The sequence below is a fragment of the Streptomyces sp. NPDC047315 genome (genome assembly GCF_040643215.1).
Lineage (GTDB): Bacteria > Actinomycetota > Actinomycetes > Streptomycetales > Streptomycetaceae > Streptomyces.
Genome location: NZ_JBEYTZ010000007.1, coordinates 20,233 through 42,743 on the forward strand (window position 1 = coordinate 20,233; position 22,511 = coordinate 42,743).

Below are 22,511 nucleotides of genomic sequence, written 5' to 3' on the forward strand. Positions count from 1 at the left end.
CGGCGTGGGCTCAGTTCGTACGGTCCGCCCTGAGCTGGCGCTTGAGGACCTTGCCGACGGGAGACAGGGGCAGCGCCGCGGCGAACTCCACCGTGCGCGGCGCCTTGTACCCGGCGATGCGCTGCTTGGCGTGGGCGCGGATGCCGTCCTCGGTCGCGTCGGCGCCGGGCCGCAGCACCACGACGGCGTGCACGCGCTCGCCCCACTCGGCGTCGGGCAGGCCGATGACGGCGCAGGACGCGACCGCGGGATGGGTGTCGATCGCGGCCTCGACCTCCGCCGAGTACACGTTCTCCCCACCCGTGATGATCATGTCCTTGATGCGGTCGACGACGAAGAGGTAGCCGGCCTCGTCCAGGTAGCCGGCGTCACCGGTGTGCAGCCAGCCGTCGCGCAGGGCGGCGGCGGTCTCCTCGGGGCGGTTCCAGTAGCCGGGGGTGACGTTGTCGCCGCGGCAGACGACCTCCCCGGTCCGGCCGCGTTCGACCTCCCGACCGTCCGGCCCGACGACCTTGACCTCGCAGTGCGGGGCGGCGCGCCCGGCCGAGCGCAGTAGCCGGCCGCCCGTGCGGTGGTCGGCGGCGCTGAGCTGGGTGACGACGGCGGTCTCCGTCATCCCGTACGCCTGGCTGAACTCGCCCTGCGGGAAGACCTCCATGGCGCGCTTGAGCAGCGGTTCGGGCATGGGCGACGCGCCGTAGCCGATGGTGCGGACGCTGCTGAGGTCGCGGTGGGCGGTGTCGGGGTGGTCCAGCAGCATCCGCAGCATGGTGGGGACCACGGAGAGCGCGGTGATGCGGTGCCGCTCGACGGCGGCGAGCAGCGCTTCGGGGGTGAACTTGGGCAGGAAGACGTGGCTGCCGCCGAGGACGTTCTGTCCCATCCAGCCCACGAGGGCGGCGATGTGGAACATGGGGCCGGCGACGAGGGAGGGGCCGCCCGTGAGGGGTGGCCTGCGCACGACGAGTCCGCCGAGGGTGGAGGTCATCAGTCCGCGGTGGGTGACCATCACGCCCTTGGGCCGGCCGGTGGTGCCGCCGGTGTAGAGGAGGGCGGCGAGGGAGGTGTCGCCGGTGCGGGTGTCCGGGGCGGGGGCGGCGGATGCGATCAGCTCCTCGTAGTCGATCGCCCCGTCGACCGGGACTTCGCCGGTGCCGGCGCCCTCATGTTCGTCCCGGCAGTGGATCAGCAGGCGCAGTCGGGGGCAGCGTTCGCGCAGGGCGGGCACGAGGGCGGCGAAGGCGTCGTCCACCAGCAGGACCGCGGCGCCGGCGTCGTCGAGCGCGAAGGCGATCTCGTCCGCGCTCCAGCGGATGTTGACCGGGTTGGCGACGGCGCCGAGCCACCAGGCCGCGTAGAACGCCTCGTGGTAGCGGTCCGAGTTCAGGGCGAGGACCGCGATCCGCTCGCCGGGCTCGACCCCCCGTCCGCGCAGCCCGCCCGCGAGCCGGGCGACCCGGTCCGCCACCTCCCGCACCGAGCGAACGCGCTCCCCGCAGATGGTCGCGGGCTCGTCGGGACGCTGCTGCACGGCGCGGTGCAGCGACTGGGTGAGATACACGGGGACCGCCATTCGTCGAGTTAGGCGATATTCACGATCGAAGAGCCCTCCCCGGACTGTCAATAGTCGCGCTACCGCTACGTCGACACTTAGCCGGTTCACGATACCCTAGGCAGTTAGCCAACATTTACTTATGCTGCGCTGGTAGCCATGTCGTCTTACCCGTGGAACGGAGGTCGGGATGCGGGAGACCGTCCCTGCCGAAGCTCGGAGCCTGACCGGATTCCTCAGCCTGGAGCGCTTGGACCGCGACCTCTTCCGGGGTTGGTGCCACGAGGGGCTGCCGCTGCGCGCCTTCGGCGGACAGGTCGCGGCCCAGGCCCTCACCGCCGCCGGCGGCACGGTGGGCGGCGGCGGGTCGCAGCCGGGCGTGCACTCGCTGCACGGGTACTTCCTGCGCGGCGGCGATCCGGCCCGGCCGATCGTGTACTCCGTGGAGCGGCTGCGCGACGGCCGCACCTTCTTCTCCCGCCGGGTCACCGCCCTCCAGAACGGCGAGGTGATCTTCACGCTCTCCGCGTCGTTCAAGTCGGTGGAGAGCGGCTACGACCGCCAGCCCGCGATGCCGGCGACGCCCGACCCCGACGCCGTACCGGACCTCTTCGAGCTGTGGGCGCAGACCTCCCCCGCCGACTTCGAGCAGCTGGTCTTCCCCTACGCCCTGGAGGTGCGGCGGCTGCCGGAACCCGCGGAGCCGACGACGCCGGGGCTGACCGAGCAGAAGCTGTGGATCCGGGCCACCGATCCGCTGGGGGACGATCCGCTGCTGCACGCCTGCGCCCTGGCGTACGCGTCGGACCTGCTGCTCGCGCCGACGGCGGCGCTGTGGCTGGAGCGTCCGCGCCCGCTGCGGGAGGAGCCGTCGTCGGTCTTCATGACCTCCCTGGACCACGCCATTTGGTACCACCGGCCGTTCCGGGCCGACGAGTGGCTGCTGTTCTCCCAGCGCAGCCCGTCGGCGACGGACGGCCGGGGGCTCGCCTTCGCTGACGTGTGGGGCCACGACGGGCGGCTGATCGCCCACGTCGTCCAAGAGGCGGTGCTGCGGCCGGCGGGGCCTTCTCGCTGACCGGCCCGGGCCGGGCCGGAGCGGACCGGACCGGAGCGGGGGAAGGGCCGTGGGCGGAAGGGCCGTGGGCGAATGCACCCACGGCCCGTTCGCCGTTCGCCCCGCCCCGCCCCGTGCCGCGTGCGCCGTGCACCGCTCAGGAGGCGGTCGCGAGCTCGGACCCATCCAGCACTCGATGAGGTCCGGGGAGAGGGGAGCGTGCCGTGCACGCATCACCACCTCAAGGCCCAACGCGCCCGTCGCGTCACCCGATCGATGGATTTTCGGAGTAGTGCTATGAGCGGTGGGCAGCCCGTTGCGGAAGACAGAAGCATCCGAAGGGTGGGGGCGGGGCGATGACGCAGGAGCATCAGGAGCAGCAGGAGGCCGGGACGGGCGCGGGCCGGCGTTCCGAGGAGGCGGTCCTGGCGGTGGCCGGGGCCGTGGACCTGGTGCTCGAACAGGCCGAGGGGGCGTTACGCCGGGTGCGTGCCCTGCTGAGCAGATCCGACCTCCTCGACCTGGCGGGCGACGTGCGCGACGACCTGGTGGCCCGCGGGCGCAACAGCGGCCTGGGGCCGGCCCGCGCCCCCTCGTCCGTACCGCAGGCGGGGTTCGCCACCTTGGGCGAGCCGCACATGGAGCTGCTGGCGCGGCGCGTACGGCTGCGCGAGGCGCGGGCCGCGCGCGGCGCGACGCCCACCGCCGCACCCGAGGGCACCGGCGGATGACCGCGACCGCGACGGGCGGTGCCAGCGCGGGCGGCGCCGGCGTACGGCTCGGCGGCCCGGCCTCGACTGCGGTTCCGCTGAGCGCGCTGAAAGCGCGGGTCGATCACGAACTGAGCGTGTTCGCCCGGGACGAGACGGCCCTGTTGGAGGCGATCGACCCCGAGCTCAAGCCGCTCGGCGACCAGCTCCGTTCGATCGTGTCCCGCGGCAAGCGGCTCCGTGCCGCGTTCTGCTACTGGGGCTGGCGGGCCGCCGGCCGGGACGACGGCGACGACGTCGTACGGGCCGCGGCGGCGATGGAACTGGTGCACGCGGCGGCCGTCGTGCACGACGACATCATCGACCACAGCGCGGTGCGCCACGGCCTGCCGACCGCGCACCGGGCGCTGGCGCCGCCCCGGAAGCACTGGCCGGCCGGCCCCGGGCGGGCCGGTGCCGGCCGGGCGTCCGCCGGGCGTGCCCTCGCGCTGCTCACCGGTGACCTGCTGATCTCCTGGGCCGGGCAGCTCTTCACCGAGTGCGGGCTGCCGAGCGCGTATCTGAACCGGGCCCGCCCCCTGTGGGCGACGCTCGCCCGCGAGCTGGTCGCCGGGGAGTGCCTGGAGGTGCTGCGCACCCGCCCGGGCGTCGACGACGCCGCGGACCCGGGTGACTCCCTCCAGATCGTCCGGTACAAGACGGCGAAGTACACCGTGGAACACCCCCTCCACATCGGCGCCCTCCTCGGCGGCGCGCCGCCCGCGCTGCTGGAGACGTTCACGGCCTACGGCGTACCCCTCGGCGAGGCGTTCCAGCTGCGGGACGACCTGCTCGGGGTGTTCGGCGCGCCGGACTCCACCGGCAAGTCGAACCTCGACGACATCGACGGCGCCCGGCCGACGGTGCTGCTGGCGCTGATGAAGCAGCTGGCGACGGAGGCCGAACGGCGGGAGCTGCGGCTGTTGTTGGAGCGCAGGCCGGGCGCGGGGGCGGAGCGGCTCGACCGGTTCCGGGAGCTGGCCGAGCGCACCGGGGCCCGCCGCGAGGTGGAGGACCTGATCGCCGCGCGCGCCGAGGCGGCGGCCGAGGTCGTGGACGCGGCGCTGGTGGCGGGGCGGCTCGCCCCGCACGTCGCCGCGGCCCTGCACGAACTGGCCCGCCACTGCCTGGCCCGGGCCGCCTGACCGCGCCCGGCACCCGAGTTCGTACGAATCGAGAGGAAGCGTGCGCCATGAACTCCACCGGAGCGGAACAGCCGGGTAGGGAACAGACGTCAGGAGCCGGGCGGGTGGCAGGAGCCGGGGCCGAGAGCGGGGCCGGGGCCGTCCCTGCGTACACGGACGAATCCCTCGACGCGCTGCGCCTGGTCGGCGACGAGCTCGCGGACGCCACGGTCGCGGAGCTCTTCGAGCGCGGCGAGATGGGAAAGTTCAACACCCTCATGCGCTGGTTCTCCACCGCCGGACAGGACCTCCCCGAGGGGCTGCCCGACGTGGCCCGCGAGTACCTCGAAGCGACCGCGATGCCGCCCTCCTGGGTGGACTGGGGCGAGATGGAGCGGGCCAGACTCTTCTTCATCGACAACAACGTCCACGTGTCGACGGCGCTCTCCTTCGCCTCGATGCCCGCCTGCTACGCGGTCCCGCACGTGGCGAAGCTGCTGAGCGCGACGCATTCGCTGGAGTACCCCTCCCGGCGCATGGCGGAGACCGGGCAGTTCACCGTCTACCTCATGCAGTCCAACTCCTTCGAGGCCGGCAGCCGCTTCATCCCGGCCGCGCAGAAGGTCCGGCTGCTGCACGCGTCGATCCGCCACCACCTGCGGCGCGAGGGCCGTTGGGACGTGGCGAACCTGGGCGTGCCGATCTGTCTGGAGGACATGATCGGCGGCCAGGTCGCGTTCTCCCTCACCGTCCTGGACTGTCTGCACCGGCTCGGCATCCACATGTCGAACGAGGGCGCCGACGCGTACTACTACGCCTGGCGGGTCGTGGGCGCGATGCTCGGCATCGACCTGGCCCACATGCCGAAGGACCTCGACGAGGCGAGGCTCTTCGGCGATCTGTACCTCACCCGGCACATGGGCCCTTCGGAGGAGGGCGTCCGCCTCACCCGTCAACTCATCGACCTCTACGAGGAGGTCGTCCCCGGCACGGTCTTCGACCCGGTCGTCCCGGCGATGATCCGCTACCTCGTCGGGGACACCGTCGCCGACTGGCTGGACGTCCCCCGCTCCGCGGTGTGGGACTCCGCGATCCGCGCCGCGCCCGCGCTGCTGGGGGTGTTGGAGACCCTGGAGGACCGCTCCCCGCTGGCCGCCTGGGCGCTCGACCGCATCGGCCACTACACCAGCATCTTCGAGCTGAGTTCGCTGACGCGGGGGCGGGTGATGCAGTACGCCATCCCTGAGCAGTTGAAGAACGAGTACGGGGTCACATCGGCGAAGCCCCGGCTGGACCGCTGGAGCCCTCCGCCGCTGACCCCCACCGGGGCCACGCCGTCCTGAGGGCTTCAGGGCTTCAGGGCTTCAGGGCTTCAGGGCTTCAGGGCTTCAGGGCTTCAGGACGATCTTCCCGGAGACGCTGCCCTGCTCGCTGTCGGCGTGCGCGCGGGGCGCCTGGGCCAGCGGCAGCACCTCCGCGACCGGGACCCGCAGCCGCCCCTCGGCGGCGAGGCGCGCGTGGGCCGCGAGTTGGTCCACGCTGCGCTCGGCCCTCGACGAGTAGGTGACCCCGTACTTCGCCGCGTCCGGGTCGGCGATGGTCACGATGCGTTCGGCGGTGCCGCCGCGCAGCTCGATGGAGTCGGGGAGCGCCCCCTTGCCCGCGGTGTCGAGCACCGCGTCCACCCCGTCGGGGGCGACCGCGCGGACCCGGTCCACCAGGCCGTCGCCGTACACCACCGGCGTCACGCCGAGGGCCCGCAGCGCGGGGTGGCGGGCAGCGGACGCGGTGCCGATCACCCGGGCGCCGCGGGAGAGCGCCAGCTGCACGGCCGCCGTGCCGACGCTGCCCGAAGCGCCGTGGATGAGGACCGTCTCCCCCGCTTCCAGGTGCAGCAGGTCGAGGGTGCGCTGGGCGGTCTCGGCGGCCGTGCTGAGGGCCGCGGCCTCCTCGAAGGAGAGCCCTTCCGGCTTGGGCACGGCGACGGTGGCCAGGGCGTAGGGCGCGTATCCGCCGGTGTCGGTGAAGCCGAACGCCTCGTCGCCGACGGCGAGATGGGTCACGCCCTCACCGACCTCGTCGACGACGCCGGCCGCTTCGACGCCGGGGACCTGGGGCAGTGGGGTGGTGAACACGCCCTGGAGGGAGCCGCTGCGGACCTTGTGGTCGTACGGGTTGACGGCGGCGGCGACCACCCGCAGCCGGACCTGGCCGGGGCCGGCGTGCGGCTCTTCGACCTCCCGCAGCCGCAGCACCTCGGGTCCGCCGAACTCCTCGTACTGGATCGCTTCCACCGCTGCCGCCCTCTCCCGTCGCCGTTTGACTGGTCAGGGTAGGCCGCGGCGCCGCCGCTGGCGGGGCGGAGCGCTTCCCTCTGCGGCGCCCGGCACCCGAACGGAGGAGGAACGAGGCGGGGCAGGGGGGCGTGGGCAGGGGGGCGTGGGCACCCGGCCCCGAACGGCTCGCCTACCCTGGCGGGATGCGCACACGACCGGGAGGCGGCACGCCGTGACACGACGACGCACCGGGGCGGGGGCGATCGGCCTCGCGTGCCTGCTGGCCCTGACCGCCGGGTGCAGCACCGCGCCATCGAACGCGGACGCGTCGAAGCCGTCGGACGCGTCCGGCTCCGCCTCGCCCGTCACCACCTCCACGGCGCTGCGGGCCGAGGAGGCGCGGACGGCCTTCGAGGAGTACGCCGAGGTAAACGCCGCCGCCGACGCCGCACTGGACGACACCGCGATCGCCCGCGTCCAGACGGGCGCGCTGCTGCGGGAGTCGCTGGCGGAGTACGCGATCGCCCGCAAGGCGCAGCGGAAGGTGCCCGTCACCTCGTTCACCCGGCCCACTTTCCTCCTGCCGTCCGGGAAGGCCGACGCGTATCCCCGGTGGTTCGCCTCGGTCAGCAAGTGGCTTGGCCGCGAGGACGACCGCCAGTCCGCGCTGCACTACTTCGTGCAGGAGGAGAAGGGCGGCCCGTGGCGGGCCGCCGCGTCGTCGTGGGTGGTGACCGACCCGGGCGCGGGCCGTCCGCCCGCCGCGCCGCCGAAGGTCTCCACGGGCAAGGTGCGGACCAAGCCCCCGGTGCTGCCGACGCTGGACCGCGCGGCGACGGGCACGGTCCGGCTGTCGTCCCGGGCGTCCGAAGCCCGCGCCGCGTGCCGGGACTTCGCGGCGCGCCTGAGCTTCACGGTCCCCGACGGCCGCGCCGCCGACGGCCGCTTCGCCGCCGGGCCGTTCACCGACGACCTGGTGTCGTACGCCAACGGGCTCGCCGACGACGCCCTGGAGCGCAGCTACGCCTACCGGGCGCAGAAGGAACTCGAACCGCCGGTGTTCCGGCTGTCCACGGGCGGCTCACTGGTGCCGTGCACCCTGACCCGCGAGCACCGGGTGACCGGCCGCGACGGCGCCGCGGTGGTGTTCGACGAGGGCTCCGACACCGACGTGCTGCTGGGTGGCGGCGGGCGGCGGTGGGGGCGGGTGACGGAGGTGAGCAGCGTGAACGCGGTGATTTCGGTGCCGGCGGGTAGGGGCGCGCCGGCGACGGTCGTCTCCTGCGACTGCTACGACCCGCAGACGGTCTCGGCCACCGGCCACCCCTAGGACGTGCCCGCGGTTCCACCAGCGCCTGCTGTGGACGGCGCCGCCGTAACCCTGCGGGAGCGTTGGTCTCCACCGGCCGGTGGCAGGCTGTTCGCGCAGTTCCACCCCTATGCCCAGAGGGCATGGGGGACCCCCAGAGCCCCCAGATGCCCTCGCCGTTTCCCTGCGGGAGTCATGCCCCTGCGGCCCGTCTGTGGCTGTTCGCGCAGTTCCCCGCGCCCCTGTTTCGCTCAGCCCGTCATTTGTCTGCGGGCTCAGCGAAGGTTGTTAGGGGCGCTGGGGTCCCCCCACGCGCCCTGGGCGTAGGGGGCGGAACTGCGCGACAAGCCCACCACCGGGCCGCAGGGGCATGACTTCCGCAGGGGCAACGCAGCCGGGGTGGGGTGTAGTGGGCTACACCAGTAATAGGCCAGCCAGGCGGATCGTTCGGAGTGGGCGTTCGCCGTTGACTTGTCCTCGTCACAGCAACACGAGAGGGCAGGGCACATGACATCGGTCTGGCATCCGACCGCACACCAGGGGAACACCGGGACCGCCGCCGCCATGCGGCTGGAGGCGGTGACCAAGACGTACGGCTCCGGTGAGCAGGCCGTCACCGCCCTCAACGACGTCTCGCTCGCCCTGCCGCGCGGCAGCTTCACCGCCGTCATGGGGCCCTCCGGCTCCGGCAAGAGCACCTTCCTGCACTGCCTCGCCGGCCTCGACCGGCCCACCTCCGGCCGGGTGTACCTCGGCGACACGGAGCTGTCGGGGCTGAAGGAGGCCGCGCTGACGGCGGTGCGCCGGGAGCGCATCGGCTACGTCTTCCAGGCGTACAACCTGATGGCCGCGCTCACCGTGCAGCAGAACGTGACGCTGGTGCCGCGGCTGGCGAACAAGCCCGTCGACCGCGCCTGGCTGCGGGAGGTCCTGGAGCGCGTCGGCATGCACGGGCACGTCGACCGCAAGCCCGGGCAGCTCTCCGGCGGTCAGCAGCAGCGCGTGGCGATCGCCCGGGCGCTGGTGACCCGGCCGGACGCGCTGCTCGCCGACGAGCCGACGGGCGCCCTGGACTCCCGCACCAGCCAGGAGGTGCTGCGACTGTTCCGGCAGATCGTCGACGAGACCGGGCAGACGGTCCTGATGGTCACCCACGACCCGGTCGCCGCCTCCTACGCGGACTCGGTGGTCTTCCTCGCGGACGGCCGGCCGGCCGGCGAGCTGCACCGGCCGTCGGCGGAGCAGGTCGCGGAGCGCATGACCCACCTCGGGAACTGGTGAGGGGCGCCGTGTTCGACATCGCGTGGAGCAGCATCAAGCACCGCACGGGCGGATTCCTCGGGGCGTTCGTCGCCCTCTTCTTCGGCTCGGCCGTGGTCACGGCCTGCGGAATCCTGCTGGTGTCCGGACTGACGTCGGGAATCCCGCCCGAGCGGTACGCGGCGGCGGCCGTCATGGTCGGCGGCGAGCAGTCGAAGCCCGTCAAGGAGGACTTCGACCCGGTGCACGCGGAGCGGGCGACCGTCCCGGCCGACCTCGTCGACGAGGTCGCCGCCGTGCCGGGGGTGAAGTCGGCCGTCGGCGAGCGCACGATCGCGCTGAGCGCGGCGGACGGCCGGGGCGAGCCGGTGGGCCTGGCCGATCCGCTGTACGGGCACGGCTGGTCGTCGGCCGTCCTCGGGCCCGTTGAGCTGCGCACGGGCGCGGCGCCGCGCACCGACCGGCAGGTCGTCGTGGACGAGGAGGTGGCGCGCGCCGGCGGGCTGGAGGTCGGCGACACGGTGCGCATCGCGGTGGGGACGACCCCGGCGTCGTATGAGGTCACCGGCGTCGTCGCGGGACTGGACCGGCAGGCGTCGGTGTTCTTCACGGACGGGCGGGCGAAGGAGCTGTCGCCGCGGGCCGACCGGCTGACCGCGATCGGAGTGTTCGCCGATGCCGGCGTGGACGCGGGCGCACTCGCGGACCGGATCGCGAAGGCGGTCCCCGGCACGGACGTCTACACCGGGGACCGGATCGGTGACCTGGAGTTCTTGGACGTGGGGCAGTCCCGCGGCTTCCTGGTGGGGCTGTCCGCCGCCTTCGGCGGCACCGCGCTCGGCGTCGTCATCTTCGTGATCGCCTCCACGCTGGGGTTGAGCGTGCAGCAGCGCCGCCGGGAGCTGGCGATGCTGCGGGCCGTCGCCGCGACGCCCCGCCAGGTGCACAAGATGATCGGCAGCGAGACGTGGCTGGTGTCGGTGGTCGGCGCGTCGCTGGGCACCGGTCTCGGCTTCGTGGTCGCCGATTGGCTGCACGGGGCGTACGCCGACGTCGGCGCGCTGCCGGCCGACTTCGAGCTGTCGTACAACCCGCTGCCGGCGCTGGCGTCCGTGGTGCTGTGCGTGCTCGGCGCCCGGCTCGCCGGGTACGTCGCGGCGCGGCGGGTGGCCCGCATCAAGCCGGTGGAGGCGTTGGGCGAGTCCCTGGTGGAGGCGCCGGAGCTGGGGCGGGGTCGCTGGATCTCCGGCCTCGTGCTGATCGCGCTCGGTCTGGTGGTGTCGATCGTGGTGCCGTTGCTGATCCCCGGCGAGTTGGCGATCGCGGGCGCCGCGGGCGCCCTGATGGTGCTGATGATCGGCAGTGCGCTGATCGGTCCGGTGCTGGTGCGGGCGGTGGCGCGGCTGATGGGGCCGCTGCTGACCCGTTCGCGGGTGAGCGGCTACCTGGCCGCCGCCAACAGCACCGCGAACACCCGGCGGCTGAGCGGCGCGGTCGTGCCGCTGGCGCTGGGCGCGGCGATGGCGCTGCTCCAGGTCTCCATCCTCACCACCACGCAGGAGGAGGCGAAGGAGCAGGTCGCGGACGGAGTGGTGGCGGAGTGGGTGCTCACCCCGGCCGGCCCCGGCCTGTCGCCGGAGCTGGTGCAGAAGGTGCGCGAGATACCCGGCGTCACCGCCGCCACCCCGGTGGCCCGCTCCCAGGTGATGCTGGACTACCAGGAGATCGACCAGATGGTGACCCGGCAGTTCGGTGCGCAGGGGCTCGACCCGGCGGACCTGGACCGGACGCTCGACCTCGACGTGCGGGAGGGCGGTCTGGAGCGGCTGACGGGCGACACGATCGCGCTGAGCAGGACGGCCGCCGGGACGACCGGTCTCGACGTCGGCGACACCGCGGAGGTCTACCTCGGCGACGGCACGCCCAAGAAGCTGCGGGTGGTGGCGATGTACGGGAAGGGGCTCGGCTTCGGCGACGTGACGCTCCCCCACGACCTGCTGACCCGGCACACCACGGACGGCCTGGACGCGGCGCTGCTGGTGGCCGCGGACGGAGGGCGCCCGGCGGAGGTGTCCGCGGCGCTCGACGAACTCGCCGCGGACACCCCGGCGCTGCGGGTGGAGCGGCCCGGCGACTTCGCGGCGGCGCAGGAGGACGCGCAGAACGACCAGTCGATGACGAATCTGATCGCCAACGCGGTGCTGCTGCTGTACGTGCTGATCGCGGTCGTCAACACGCTGGTGATGGCGACGACGGCGCGGAGCCGGGAGTTCGCGATGCTGCGGCTGATCGGGACCACGGCCCGGCAGACGCGCCGGATGATGTTCATGGAGTCGTGGGTCGTGGTGGCCACGGCCCTCGCGGCGGGCGCGCTGATCGCGGTGCCGCCGATGGTGGGCGTGAGCCTGGCGATGACGGAGCAGCCGTTGCCGTACGTGCCGCCGCTGGTGTGGGTGGCGATCGGCGGGTTCGTGGCGGTGCTGGGCTGGTTGTCGATCAGCCTGCCGACGCGGGCGGCGCTGCGGCGGGCGCCGGTGGAGGCGGCGACCACCAGGGACTGAGGGCGTACGAGAGCACCGGGCCGCCCCCGCGCGACGGGGGCGGCCCGGTGCTTTCCCATGTCACGCACCTCGCATGTCGCGTACTTCGCGCGTCGCGTACTGGTCAGCTACGTGGCGGCGCGGTCATGTGGTGGAGCTGGACGGCGAGTTCAGGTACGTGAGGACGGCCAGCACCCGTCGGTGTCCGCTGTCGCTCTGCGGCGGCAGGCCGAGCTTCAGGAAGACGTTGCCGATGTGCTTGCTCACCGAGCGCTCGGTGACGCAGAGCGTGGTCGCGATGGTGGTGTTGTCCCGTCCCTCGGCCATCAGGTGCAGCACCTCGCGCTCGCGCGGGGTGAGCAGGTCGATCGGGTCGTCGCGGCGGCGGGACATCAGCTCCGTGACGACCTCGGGGTCCAGGGCCATGCCGCCGGCCGCGACCCGTTCGAGGGCGTCCAGGAACTCGTCCACCCGCCCCACCCGGTCCTTGAGCAGATAGCCGACCCCGGCGACGTCGTCCCCGAGGAGTTCGGCGGCGTACGTCTCCTCCACGTACTGCGACAGCACGAGGACGGGCAGGCCGCGGACCTCCCGGCGGGCCTGCAGCGCGGCGCGCAGCCCCTCGTCGCGGAAGCCCGGCGGCATCCGCACGTCCAGGACTGCGACGTCCGGGCGGTGTTCGAGGAGCGCGGGCAGGACCTCCGGGCCGGTGGCCGCGACCGCCACCACCTCGTGGCCCGCCGACGTCAACAGCAGGACGAGGCCCTCCCGCAGGAGGGCGTTGTCCTCGGCGATCACCACACGCACGGCAGCTCCACTTCGATCACGGTCGGCCCCCCGGTGGGGCTGGAAACGTCCACGGTCCCGTCGAGCGCGGCGACCCGGCGGCGGATGCCGACCAGCCCGCTGCCGCCGCGCTCGTCGGCGCCGCCGCGGCCCTCGTCCCGTACGAGGACGGCCAGGCCGCGGGGCGTACGGGCGAGGCGTACGGCGGCGACGGGCGAACCGCTGTGCTTGGCGGCGTTGGTGAGGGCTTCGGCGACGACGAAGTACGCGGCGGCTTCGACGGCGGCGGGGGCGCGGACGCCCGCCCGGCCGCCGTTCGAGGCGTCCGGCCCGTCCGCCGGCGTCTCCAGGCCCTCGTCGGTGACGGTCACAGCGAGGCCGCTGCCGGCCGCGAGGGCGCGGACCGCGCCGACCAGCCCGCGGTCGGTGAGGATCGGCGGATGGATGCCGCGCACCACGTGCCGCAGCTCCGCCAGCGCCTCCTCGGCCTGGTCCTGGGCGTCGTCCAGCAGCCGGCGGGCCAGGTCGGGATCGCTGTCGTACGCGCGGCGGGCCATGCCGACCCGCATGGAGAGCGCGACGAGCCGGGCCTGGGTGCCGTCGTGCAGGTCCCGCTCGATGCGGCGCAGTTCGGCGCCGTGCGCGGCGACGGCGCCGGCCCGCGTCTCGGTCAGCTGCTCGACGCGCCGGGAGAGTTCGGCGGCGCGGCGCGCCTCGGGCGAGGGGGCGAGGAGGGCGCGGGACCAGGAGGCGTCGAAGGCGGCGAGGCGTTCGATCAGCGGCAGGACGTACGGGCGGCGGCCCAGGGTGCCGCTCCAGAAGCCGTCGACCATCAGGCCGAAGTACCAGAGCACGATCAGCGCGACGAACACCACCCAGCCGAAGACGGCGTGGAGGGCGAGCCAGCTCAGGTCGCGGTAGGTGCCGGGGTCCTTGAGCGCGGTGCGCAGCCGGGCGGGCAGCGGGCCGGTGATCGGCGGGTACGCCTCGTCGATCGGTTCGCCGGTCGCCTCGGCCACCATGCGCCGCTTGACGCCGGCGATGCGCCGCTGGAGGAGCACGGTCTCGGGCAGGGCGCCGGCGCCGAGCAGCACGGCCGTGCCGATGACGGTGAAGACGAGGACGGGGAGGTAGAGGAGCGTGACGAAGGACAGAGCGACGGTCTTGCCCAGCTGGATCGTCGCCCGGAACGCCCGGCCCACCGTCTCCTCCACGCCGACCAGGTTAAACGACCGGTCGGGGGCGGGGCGCGGGCGGCACCGGGGGTGGAGCGGGCTCCACCCCGGTCCGGGGTGCGGCCCCCCTGGCACCGGACGCGGGCGCGGAGGCATCGTTGGATCAGCCCCGTCGGGGCTCGTCCGTGCTGCGTAGAAAGGCCCCCTGATGAAGCCCGTGCTCTGGTTCCTGGTCTCCGCCGGGCTCGCCGTCAGTTTCGTGAACGACTTCGTGCTCGACGGCTGGCTGCGCAACGCGGTGGACATCGGCGGCTCGGCGGTGGCGCTGGTCGCCGGTGTGACGCTGTACCTGACCCGTACGCGTAAGCAGTGACGCGGCGGAGCGAGGGCGAGGCGGGGCTAGGGGGCCGGGCGGGGCTAGGGGGCCGGGCGGAAACGCGGAAGGCTCCCTTCCCTGCACGGGGAACAGGGAAGGGAGCCCTCTAGGGCCTAGTGGGGGAAGCGTTGCCGCTAAAGGCCCTGCGGGCCGCCCACGGTCCTGGGGATGGTGTCCCGTGGGCGACGATCGGGGTGCGCGGACGTCCGGGGCCGTCCGGGTGGGGCCGGGACCTCCGCGCACCGGTTCGGGTGGCCGGGTCGAGTGCTCGGCCTACGGCGCGCGGTCGTCCTCCGCCCTGCCCTCGCGGCGGGCGGCGGCGGACCTGGCCCGCTCGTCGGCCCGTTCGGCGGCGTGGGCCACCGGGTCCTGGGGCGCCGTCAGGAACTGGTGCAGCGACTTCAGGAACAGGAACAGGGTGTCCTCGCCCGGTGGGTCGGAGGCCGACCGGTAGTCCATCCGGTGGCCGAGCCCCTGGCCGTGGCCGTCGGCGTCGCGCCGGTCGACCGCAGCGCGGTCCGGAACCCGCTGGTCGTGCTCCTGGCGCAGCCCGCACTGTTCCATCGGGCACTGCGGCGGGACCTCGTGGTCGCACAGGTGTAAGGCGTCGGCCAGGGCCGTTTTCAGGGGGCGTTTCACCGTCGCGTCCCTTCGCCGTACGCCTGCACGGCCCAGTCGTCCTCCGGGCCCCAGTGGTTGGGCCGGTCGCCCTGGCCGCGGTGCTGCTGCTGCGGGGCGGGGCCGTGCGGTTCCTGCGGTGGGTGGGCGTCGTACGGGGGTTGCTCCGACGCCTGCTGCGGCGCGTAGTGCTGGTGCTGGGTGTGCTGCGTGTGTTGTTGGTGTTGCTGGTGCTGGTGCTGGTGCTGGGTGTGCTGCTGCGAGTGCTGCGGAGCGTGCGGGTACTGCTGGTGTTGCTGGTGCTGCCCATGGCTCTGGTGGGGGATGTGCACGTGGGACTGCGCCTGCTGGGGTATGTGCCCGGTGCGTCCGTACGCCTGCTGGTGCTGGCGGCCGTGCTGCGTGCCGTGGGCCGCGGGACCGTGTGCGTACCCCTGTCCCATGCCGTGCTGGTACTGGAAGCCCGGCTGGGCCGGTGGGACGTACGGTCGGAAGGTCTCCGGCTGCGGCGGCTGGCCGTACTCCCCCATGGGCTGGTCGAACTCGACCGTGTCGCGGCGTTGGGGGTCGCCCCCGCCGACCGTCTGGTGTCCGACAGCCCGCTGACCGACGGCCTGCTGACCGACGGCCGGTGCAGCGACTCCTACGAGTACTTCTTCGCGGTGCTGGTCGGCCCCGTCGGTCTTCTCGGCGTCGGCGGTGGTGGTCGACGCGTCCTTCGGCTGGGCTTCGACGCCCGGGAGCAGCAGCTCCACCTCCTCGGCCCCGGCCTTGCGGCGCTGGTCCGCCCACTCCTCCAACTGCGCCTGGCACGCCATGTCGAGGTGCGAGATGCCGCGTGCGTCGATGACCACCCGGCTCTTGTCGGCGACGGACCCGAGCGCTTCGATCAGCTTGGGCAGTCGCAGGAAGGTCGCGTTCCCCTTCAGTTCGAGCCGGGCCGAGTCGCCGTCGGTGGTCTTGCGGATCGTCATGTGCGACATGCGCACGGCCGTGAGGACGACCGCGATGGCCAGCCCGCCGATGACGCCTTCGAGGAGGTTGGTCGCCACGATCGCGCCGGTGGTGACGAACATGACCAGGCCCTCGCCGCGGTCCTTCTTCCACATCTTCACGAAGGACGGCGGGTTGAAGAGCTTCCACCCCGCGTGCAGCAGGACACCGGCGAGTACGGCGATGGGGATCATGCCCAGCAGGCCGGGCAGCAGCAGGCCGAAGCCGAGGAGCCAGACGCCGTGCAGGATGCGGGAGATCTTGGTCTTGGCGCCGGCGTTGACGTTCGCCGCGCTGCGCACGATGACCGCGGTCAGCGGCATGGCGCCCAGCACGCCCGAGGCTGTGTTGCCGACGCCCTGGGCGAACAGCTCCTTGTTGTACTGCGTGCGCGGCCCGGTGTGCATCCGGTCCACGGCCGCCGCGCTGAACAGGCTCTCCGCCGAGGCGATGATGGTGAAGGTGACCACCATCATCAGCACCTTGGGGTCGCCGAGCCCGGAGATGTCGCTGACACCTGGAACGTTGACGGCGTCCAGCATGTTGCCGAACGCGACCTTCTTCACGTCGAACCAGGGCAGGGCGGCGAGGATGCTGCCGAGCAGCACGGCCACCAGCGGCGCCGGCACCTTGCTCAGCGGCTTGGGCATCTTGTACCAGACGAAGCAGATGACGACGGCCATGGCGCCGATGAGGAACGCACCGCTCTTGGCCGCGTCTCCGATGACGTCCTTCGCCAGTTCGGGCAGGTGCATGAAGTTCTTGGGTGCCGTGCCGTGCTGCTTGGAGTCCACCAGCGCGTAGATCTGCCCGAGGATCAGGGGGACGCCGATGCCGGCGAGCATGCCCTGGACCACCGAGAGCGAGATGGACTGGAAGACCCGGCCCATCTTCAGCGTGGCGAGGATCATCTGGAGGATGCCGCTGGCGAGGACGACCGGGCCCAGCATGCCCGTGCCGTGCTCGGTGACGAACTCCAGGCAGAGGACGGCGAGCCCGGCCGCGGGTCCACTGACCTGGAGGCTGCTGCCGGGCAGGAAGCCGACGACGAGTCCGCCGATGATGCCCGTGATGATGCCGAGGGCGACGGGGACGCCCGAGGCAGCCGCGACGCCGATGCACAGGGGCAGGGCGACGAGGAAGACGACGATCGAGGCCATGAAGTCGGCACCGAGGGAACCCGATGCCGGCGGGGATTTCAGGGTGCTCGCCGGGGGAAGGCCACTACTCCTTCGCGCGTGCCGCCCCGCACCGGGGCGAGTGCGTTCAGTAGACACAGTGTTCCTTTCGCCGCACCCGGGGCCGGGCGTCGGGAGGCGGTGCTCCCGGAGGGTCCGATTCCGGCGGTCGAGTGCGAGTGGGGGGTGTGAGATCCGGGTGGGCTCGCCCGGGCGTCAGTTGCGGTGGAACACTCCGTGGATCTCGTCGAGCTCCAGCACTTCGGCCGTGTCGACGCGGTAGTACCAGCCGTGCAGCTTCAACCGGCCGGAGTCCAGCGCCGCGCGGACGCTGGGGTAGTCGCGCAGGGTCTCCAGCTGGGCCATGACGTGGCGCTGGACGAATTTGGCGAGCGTCCCGTCGTCTGGTGGCGTGCCGAGCATCGGGGCGAGCGCCGGCCGGGCGTGGGACACCCACTGGGAGACGCAGGGCAGTTGGGTCAGGTCCTGGTCGTTGGCGAGGGCGCCGACCGCGCCGCAGTGGGAGTGCCCGCAGACCACGATGTCGCGGACCTTCAGCACCTCCACCGCGTACTCGATCGTGGCGGCCTCGGCGGACTCGCGCTCGGGCACGTAAGGGGGGATGATGTTGCCGGCGTTGCGCAGCTCGAAGACCTCGCCGGGGACCGCGCCCGTGATCAGGGCCGGGATCACCCGGGAGTCGGAGCAGCTGATGAAGAGGGTGCCGGGCGTCTGGCCGGCGGCGAACTTGCGGAAGGTCTCGCTCTCGGGGGCCACACGGTGGCGGAAGTTCCGTGCATTGGTGAGCAGTCGCTTCATGTCACGCTCCTCGCAGAGCCCAGCCGCTCGCCCGGGGCGGGCACGGCACGGGGGGCACACGCCCGCCGGGGCAGCTGGGACGGCTGAGACATCCGGGGGTGAATGTCTTGGCCGTGAAGCATGCGCCCACGTCATGAGTCATCCGTGAGATCAGGGTGAGAGAGTTCTCACCAGCGGGATGAGAATTTGACAACGATGTCAGGTGGGTGGTCGGGCCCGGTGACGGGCAGCCGACCCTTGCCGCGGCGCGGATGCGTCCCTGCGGCTGACGGGGTGGTTCCGGGAGCGTCGGCACGGGGGCCGGAAGGGGCCTATGCCGGTCCGTCTGCGGGGCTTGGCCCGCACTGGATCCGGCCAACCGGCACGTGCAGATGGTCCGTTGAGCGTACGTACTTGAGGTGGGGCTGGGGTGTTGCAGGTCTGGCTGGTTTGACTGGTCTGGCTGGTCTGGCTGGGGTGTTGCTTGTGGTGACTTGTGGTGACTCGTTACGGCTGAGCGTACGGCTGGACGTGTCGACCGGTGGACGGACCGGTCGTACGGCTACGGCTCAGGCCCGCAGGCGGTACCCGACCCCGCGGATGGTCTCCACCCGGTCCGGCCCCAGCTTGCGCCGCAGGTAGCGCACGTACACGTCCACGATGTTCGACCCGGGGTCGTAGTCGAAGCCCCAGACCCGACTGAGCAGTTGTTCCCGCGTCAGCACCTGGTCCGGGTTGCGCAGGAAGACCTCCGCCAGCGCGAACTCGCGCGCCGACAATTCGGCCACCCGCCCCTCCACGTGCACCCGGCGCGTGCGCAGGTCCAGCACCAGGTCGCCGACGCGGAGCACGGACGCCTCGGGGCCGCCCTCGCCGCGCAGCCTCAGCCGCACCCTGGCCAACAGCTCCTCGAAGGCGAAGGGCTTGGAGATGTAGTCGTCCGCACCCCCCTCCAGCCCGGCGACCACGTCCGAGACGCTGTCGCGCGCGGTGAGGATGACGACGGGGAGCGTCACCCGCAGCTCGCGCAGCTTGCGCAGCACGGTGAGTCCGTCGACCGCGGGCAGCCCGAGGTCGAGGATCATCAGGTCGCAGTCGCCGGCGCGCGCGTGCTCGTAGGCGGAAAGGCCGTCACTGACGACTGCCGTCACGAACCCGTTGCTCCGCAGTCCCTTTTCGACGAAGGAGGCGATTCCGGCCTCGTCCTCCGCTATCAGAATCCGTTGCATGGTGTCCTCTCTGCCAGGGGAAGTACGCCGGTAGGTCCAGTACGAAACGGGCCCCGCCCGTGTCTGCGTCCTCCACCCACGCGGTGCCGCCGTGGGCCTGGGCGATCTCGCGCACGATGGCCAGCCCCAGGCCGATTCCGGTGCCTGCCTGGTCGGGTGAGGTGACGCGGCCGGCCTGGACGAACCGGCCGAAGATCCGTTCGCGGTCCACGGGGCCCACCCCGGGTCCGGTGTCGCGCACCCAGAGCAGGATCCGGCCCTCGCGGACCGCCGACCCCATCTCGATGAGGTCGCCGTCCAGGGTGTGGCGGACCGCGTTCGCCGCCAGCTGGATCAGGCCCTGGGTCAGGCGTTGGCCGTCGACGAGGACCGTGGCCTCCGAGACCGCCGCGACGCGCCAGTGGCGGTCGCCCAGCGCCCGCGCCTTGGCGACGACGTCCACGATCAGATCGGTCAGATTGGTCTCGCCGACCGTCAGGAAGTCCGGTCGCTCGGCCTTGGCAAGGAGCAGCAGGTCGTCGACGATGCGGCTCATCCGGTCGAGTTCGTCGACCACCAGCGCCCGGGTGACGTCCCACTCCATGGCCCAGTCGCCGGCGCCGTTCTCCATCAGCTCCAGGTGGCCGCGTACGACGGTGATGGGGGTGCGCAGTTCGTGCCCCACCTCGTCGAGGAACCTCCGCTGGGTGGTGAAGGCCCGCTCCAACCGGTCGAGCATGTTGTTGAAGGTGTGCGCGAGGGCGGCGACGTCGTCGTCACCGCGCACGTCGAGACGCTGGGTGAGGTCCGACTCGCCGATCCGGGCGGCGGTCTGCCGCACCAGTCGGACCGGGGCGAGGATCCGGCCGGCCACCAGCCAACTGGCGAGCCCGGCGCAGATCAGTGCGCCGAAGCCGGTGGCGAGGAGCATCTTGGCGACTTCCCGCTCCTCGTGGAGTTGGCGGTCGCGGAACTCCAGGACGACCAGCCTGACGTCGCGGGTGTCACCGGCGACCTTCACCGGCACGACGCCGTAACGCACCTTGCCCACGGACGAGTCCAGCCAGCCCTCGGCCGTCTCGCTGCTGCTCTTCACGGACGACAGCAGCTTGATCACGGCGGGATCGCTGTCCAGCCGTACGGGTGGTTCGGAGGCGCTGCGCAGGTGAGCCCGGCCGTCGACGATGCTGAAGAACGTCTCGTCGCGGTTGGGGATGTTCTCGCGCAGGAACTCGCGCAGCAGGGACGCGCCGTCGGTGTAGGGCTCGCCGTTGGGCTGCACCCTGGTCTGGGCGAAGGTGCGCAGCCGCGTCGCCTCCCACTTCAGCCGGGCGTCGACCTGTTCGTCGAGTTGGGCCTGCCAGACGACCGTGATGCCGACGATGGGCGCGGCGAGGGCCGCTCCCACCAGGAGCAGCATCCAGCCGACGATGCGGGAGCGCGCACTGGCCGTACGCCGTCGCACGATCAGTCCTCGCCTTCTTCATCGTCGTCGCCGCCCCGGCCGAGGCGTCGGTGGCTCCAGAAGCTGCCGCCGGTGCCGTCGGGTGTGTCGTCGCCGTCGTCACCGCCGGCGCCGTCGTCGTCGTCACCGTCGTCACCGCCTCCGGGGACCGGGATGCCGGGGATGCCGGGGCCGTTGTCGTCGCTGCGGGGCGGTGCGATCGGGGGCACCGGCTTGCCGCCCGGGGGTCTGGCCGAGGTCGGTGGCGGTTGTCTGTTCGGCGGCGCGTACGAGGACGGCGCGCGGGAGGGGGTGGCGGGCGACGTTTCGCGGGCGCCCGACGGCTTGCCGCGGGAGGTCGCCGACGGCAGGGGGGCCGGGGTTTCGGGTTCGTCCGTGTAGGTGTTCTGCACGATCACCACGGGGCCGAGGTCTAATGGATCGGCCTCACCGATCCACACACGTCCCGCCACCATGCCGGCGCCTGCGAACGCAGCCACCGCCGTGATCACCAGATTGGCCTTCCGCAGTCTCATGCGGAGAGTGTGCGTCCTAGATCGAACAGGTGAGTGAAAGAGGAGAGCATTCTCATTTCCCGCCCTGGGCTCGGCTTTCACAGGAAGGGAAGGATCTGTTCCGGGGGTGCGGCCGGGGGTCGTGCCGAGCGGTGTGGTATGGGGGCCGCCGGCGGGGCGGGGCGCAGCTGCTCCTCGGCGGCTGCTCCGGCGCCGTTTCCCGAAGGGGAGTACGTCCGCGAGGACGGAACGGAAGGACAAGCTCCCTCACCTTCTTCCTGGGACCGGTGGGACTGGGGTGGTCGTCGGGAAGTACGGTGCGACGTCCCCGAAGTTTCAAGAGAAGGCAAAGTGCGGGCTTTTGCCCACGATCACCGCGGCCCGCGGTCACGGTCAGCGGCGCCGAGGTCACGGCCCGCGGTCCGGCAGGTACGGCCTGCGGTTCAGGCGGTACGACCCAGAGTTCAGGAGGTCGGGTCGCCTGTTTCGGGAGGTAGGGCCGCGTGGCTCGGGAGGTACGGCGGCACGGTTCGGGAGATTCAGCCGCGACGGGGCATGCGGCACGGTGCACGGAGCCGAACGCCGTTGTCCCGGCGGAAGGCCACCCGGTAGGAAGGGGGCCATGACCGTACTCGGCGCTGTCTTTCGCCCCCAACTCCCTCCGGAACGCCTACGCCCCCTCGCCCGGGCCGCCGACGCGGCCGGGCTCGACGAACTGTGGCTCTGGGAGGACTGCTTCCTGGAGAGCGGCATCGCCACCGCGTCCGCCGCCCTGGCCTGGACCGAACGGCTGCGCGTGGGCATCGGGTTGCTCCCCGTCCCGCTGCGCAACGTCGCGCTCACCGCCATGGAAGTGGCGACCTTGGACCGCCTCTTCCCCGGCCGACTGGTCCTCGGCGTCGGCCACGGCCTCCAGTCGTGGATGGGCCAGGTCGGCGCGCGGGTGGAATCCCCGCTCACCCTGCTCCACGAGTACCTGGACGCCCTGCGCGCCCTGCTGCGCGGGGAACGGGTGACCACCCGGGGCCGGTACGTCTCGCTGGACGCCGTCGCCCTCGACTGGCCGCCCGCCGTCGCCCCGGTCGTGTACGCCGGCGCGCTCGGCCCCCGCACGGTGCGGCTGACGGGCGAGGCGGCCGACGGCACCGTCCTCGACGCGAGCGTGTCGGCGGACGGACTGCGCCGGGCCCGGGCACTGATCGAGGAGGGCCGGGCGGCGGCGGGCCGCCCGAGCGCCGAACACCACCCGGTGGTGGTCTATCTGCACGCGGCCACCGGCCCCGGCGCGGCCGACCGGCTCCAGGCCGAACTGGACCGCTGGGACGTGGACCCCACCGGACTCGGCGTCGCCGGTGACGCCGCCGCCGTCGCGGAGGCCGTGCAGCGCCTCGCGGAGGCCGGCGCGGACACGGTCGTCCTCCAGCCGACGGCCGACGAACCCGACCCCGAGGGCTTCCTGCGGTTCACCGCCGAGGAGGTGCGCCCGCTGGTCCCGCGCTGATCGACGCGCCTTGGCCGGTGCGGGTCGACACAGCAGCCCGACCCGCACGCCG

At 72.7% G+C, this 22,511-nt stretch carries 19 protein-coding genes; 9 read left to right on the plus strand and 10 right to left on the minus strand.

Annotation, left to right across the window (positions count from 1 at the left end; all coding sequences use genetic code 11):
- Positions 1 to 10 precede the first annotated feature (10 nt).
- Positions 11 to 1,573: a long-chain fatty acid--CoA ligase gene (locus ABZ842_RS09545; protein ID WP_361534452.1), complete on the minus strand. Its 1,563-nt coding sequence runs from the start codon at positions 1,571 to 1,573 to the stop codon at positions 11 to 13.
- 169 nt (positions 1,574 to 1,742) lie between these two features.
- Between ABZ842_RS09545 and ABZ842_RS09550 the strand changes: the two genes are divergently transcribed.
- The 4 genes from ABZ842_RS09550 to ABZ842_RS09565 all read left to right on the plus strand — a co-directional run bounded on the left by ABZ842_RS09550 (position 1,743) and on the right by ABZ842_RS09565 (position 5,825).
- A complete protein-coding gene (locus ABZ842_RS09550; RefSeq protein ID WP_361534455.1) occupies positions 1,743 to 2,630 on the plus strand; it encodes an acyl-CoA thioesterase II in 888 nt (295 codons plus the stop codon).
- 335 nt (positions 2,631 to 2,965) lie between these two features.
- Positions 2,966 to 3,340: a hypothetical protein gene (locus ABZ842_RS09555; protein ID WP_361534458.1), complete on the plus strand. Its 375-nt coding sequence runs from the start codon at positions 2,966 to 2,968 to the stop codon at positions 3,338 to 3,340.
- Positions 3,337 to 4,503: a polyprenyl synthetase family protein gene (locus tag ABZ842_RS09560; protein WP_361534461.1), complete on the plus strand. Its 1,167-nt coding sequence runs from the start codon at positions 3,337 to 3,339 to the stop codon at positions 4,501 to 4,503. Before ABZ842_RS09555 ends, ABZ842_RS09560 begins: the two co-directional genes overlap by 4 nt.
- A 104-nt stretch (positions 4,504 to 4,607) precedes the next feature.
- Positions 4,608 to 5,825, plus strand: a complete 1,218-nt coding sequence (locus tag ABZ842_RS09565; protein WP_361534464.1) for an oxygenase MpaB family protein — start codon at positions 4,608 to 4,610, stop codon at positions 5,823 to 5,825.
- Between the two features lie 45 nt (positions 5,826 to 5,870).
- Here the strand turns inward: ABZ842_RS09565 and ABZ842_RS09570 are convergent, their stop codons facing one another.
- Positions 5,871 to 6,776, minus strand: coding sequence for an NADP-dependent oxidoreductase (locus tag ABZ842_RS09570; RefSeq protein WP_361534467.1), 906 nt, complete (start codon positions 6,774 to 6,776; stop codon positions 5,871 to 5,873).
- A 214-nt stretch (positions 6,777 to 6,990) separates the two neighbouring features.
- Between ABZ842_RS09570 and ABZ842_RS09575 the strand changes: the two genes are divergently transcribed.
- The 3 genes from ABZ842_RS09575 (at position 6,991) to ABZ842_RS09585 (ending at position 11,888) form a co-directional block, all read left to right on the plus strand.
- Positions 6,991 to 8,088 (plus strand): hypothetical protein, encoded by a 1,098-nt coding sequence (locus tag ABZ842_RS09575; protein WP_361534470.1) that lies wholly within the window; start codon positions 6,991 to 6,993, stop codon positions 8,086 to 8,088.
- Positions 8,089 to 8,574: 486 nt separating this feature from the next.
- On the plus strand, positions 8,575 to 9,348 hold the full coding sequence (locus ABZ842_RS09580) for an ABC transporter ATP-binding protein (RefSeq protein WP_361534473.1): 774 nt from the start codon (positions 8,575 to 8,577) through the stop codon (positions 9,346 to 9,348).
- An 8-nt stretch (positions 9,349 to 9,356) separates the two neighbouring features.
- A complete protein-coding gene (locus ABZ842_RS09585; RefSeq protein WP_361534476.1) occupies positions 9,357 to 11,888 on the plus strand; it encodes an FtsX-like permease family protein in 2,532 nt (843 codons plus the stop codon).
- 123 nt (positions 11,889 to 12,011) lie between these two features.
- Here ABZ842_RS09585 and ABZ842_RS09590 read toward each other — a convergent pair whose 3' ends face one another.
- Positions 12,012 to 12,674: a response regulator transcription factor gene (locus ABZ842_RS09590; protein ID WP_361534479.1), complete on the minus strand. Its 663-nt coding sequence runs from the start codon at positions 12,672 to 12,674 to the stop codon at positions 12,012 to 12,014.
- On the minus strand, positions 12,662 to 13,867 hold the full coding sequence (locus tag ABZ842_RS09595; RefSeq protein ID WP_361534482.1) for a sensor domain-containing protein: 1,206 nt from the start codon (positions 13,865 to 13,867) through the stop codon (positions 12,662 to 12,664). Before ABZ842_RS09595 ends, ABZ842_RS09590 begins: the two co-directional genes overlap by 13 nt.
- A gap of 169 nt (positions 13,868 to 14,036) precedes the next feature.
- Here ABZ842_RS09595 and ABZ842_RS09600 point away from each other — a divergent pair, with 169 nt between their 5' ends.
- Positions 14,037 to 14,201: a hypothetical protein gene (locus tag ABZ842_RS09600; RefSeq protein WP_361534485.1), complete on the plus strand. Its 165-nt coding sequence runs from the start codon at positions 14,037 to 14,039 to the stop codon at positions 14,199 to 14,201.
- A gap of 276 nt (positions 14,202 to 14,477) precedes the next feature.
- On the opposite strand, the gene ABZ842_RS09605 is transcribed toward ABZ842_RS09600, so the two are convergent.
- The 6 genes from ABZ842_RS09605 to ABZ842_RS09630 form a co-directional block, all read right to left on the minus strand.
- A complete protein-coding gene (locus ABZ842_RS09605) occupies positions 14,478 to 14,843 on the minus strand; it encodes a hypothetical protein (protein WP_361534488.1) in 366 nt (121 codons plus the stop codon).
- Entirely contained in the window at positions 14,840 to 16,975 is a 2,136-nt protein-coding gene (locus tag ABZ842_RS09610; protein WP_361534491.1) for a SulP family inorganic anion transporter, read from the minus strand. The genes ABZ842_RS09605 and ABZ842_RS09610 overlap by 4 nt, the downstream gene beginning before the upstream one ends.
- Positions 16,976 to 17,209: 234 nt before the next feature.
- The gene (locus ABZ842_RS09615) at positions 17,210 to 17,812 is read right to left on the minus strand and encodes a carbonic anhydrase (RefSeq protein WP_361534494.1); all 603 of its coding nucleotides are present in this window, start codon (positions 17,810 to 17,812) and stop codon (positions 17,210 to 17,212) included.
- Between the two features lie 548 nt (positions 17,813 to 18,360).
- The gene (locus tag ABZ842_RS09620; RefSeq protein ID WP_361534497.1) at positions 18,361 to 19,020 is read right to left on the minus strand and encodes a response regulator transcription factor; all 660 of its coding nucleotides are present in this window, start codon (positions 19,018 to 19,020) and stop codon (positions 18,361 to 18,363) included.
- On the minus strand, positions 18,923 to 20,419 hold the full coding sequence (locus ABZ842_RS09625) for a HAMP domain-containing sensor histidine kinase (RefSeq protein ID WP_361535115.1): 1,497 nt from the start codon (positions 20,417 to 20,419) through the stop codon (positions 18,923 to 18,925). Before ABZ842_RS09625 ends, ABZ842_RS09620 begins: the two co-directional genes overlap by 98 nt.
- 47 nt (positions 20,420 to 20,466) lie before the next feature.
- The gene (locus ABZ842_RS09630; protein ID WP_361534500.1) at positions 20,467 to 20,979 is read right to left on the minus strand and encodes a hypothetical protein; all 513 of its coding nucleotides are present in this window, start codon (positions 20,977 to 20,979) and stop codon (positions 20,467 to 20,469) included.
- Between the two features lie 601 nt (positions 20,980 to 21,580).
- On the opposite strand from ABZ842_RS09630, the gene ABZ842_RS09635 reads away from it, so the two are divergent.
- Positions 21,581 to 22,459 carry an LLM class flavin-dependent oxidoreductase gene (locus tag ABZ842_RS09635; RefSeq protein WP_361534503.1) on the plus strand — a complete coding sequence of 293 codons (879 nt, stop codon included), beginning with the start codon at positions 21,581 to 21,583 and terminating at the stop codon, positions 22,457 to 22,459.
- Positions 22,460 to 22,511 lie beyond the last annotated feature (52 nt).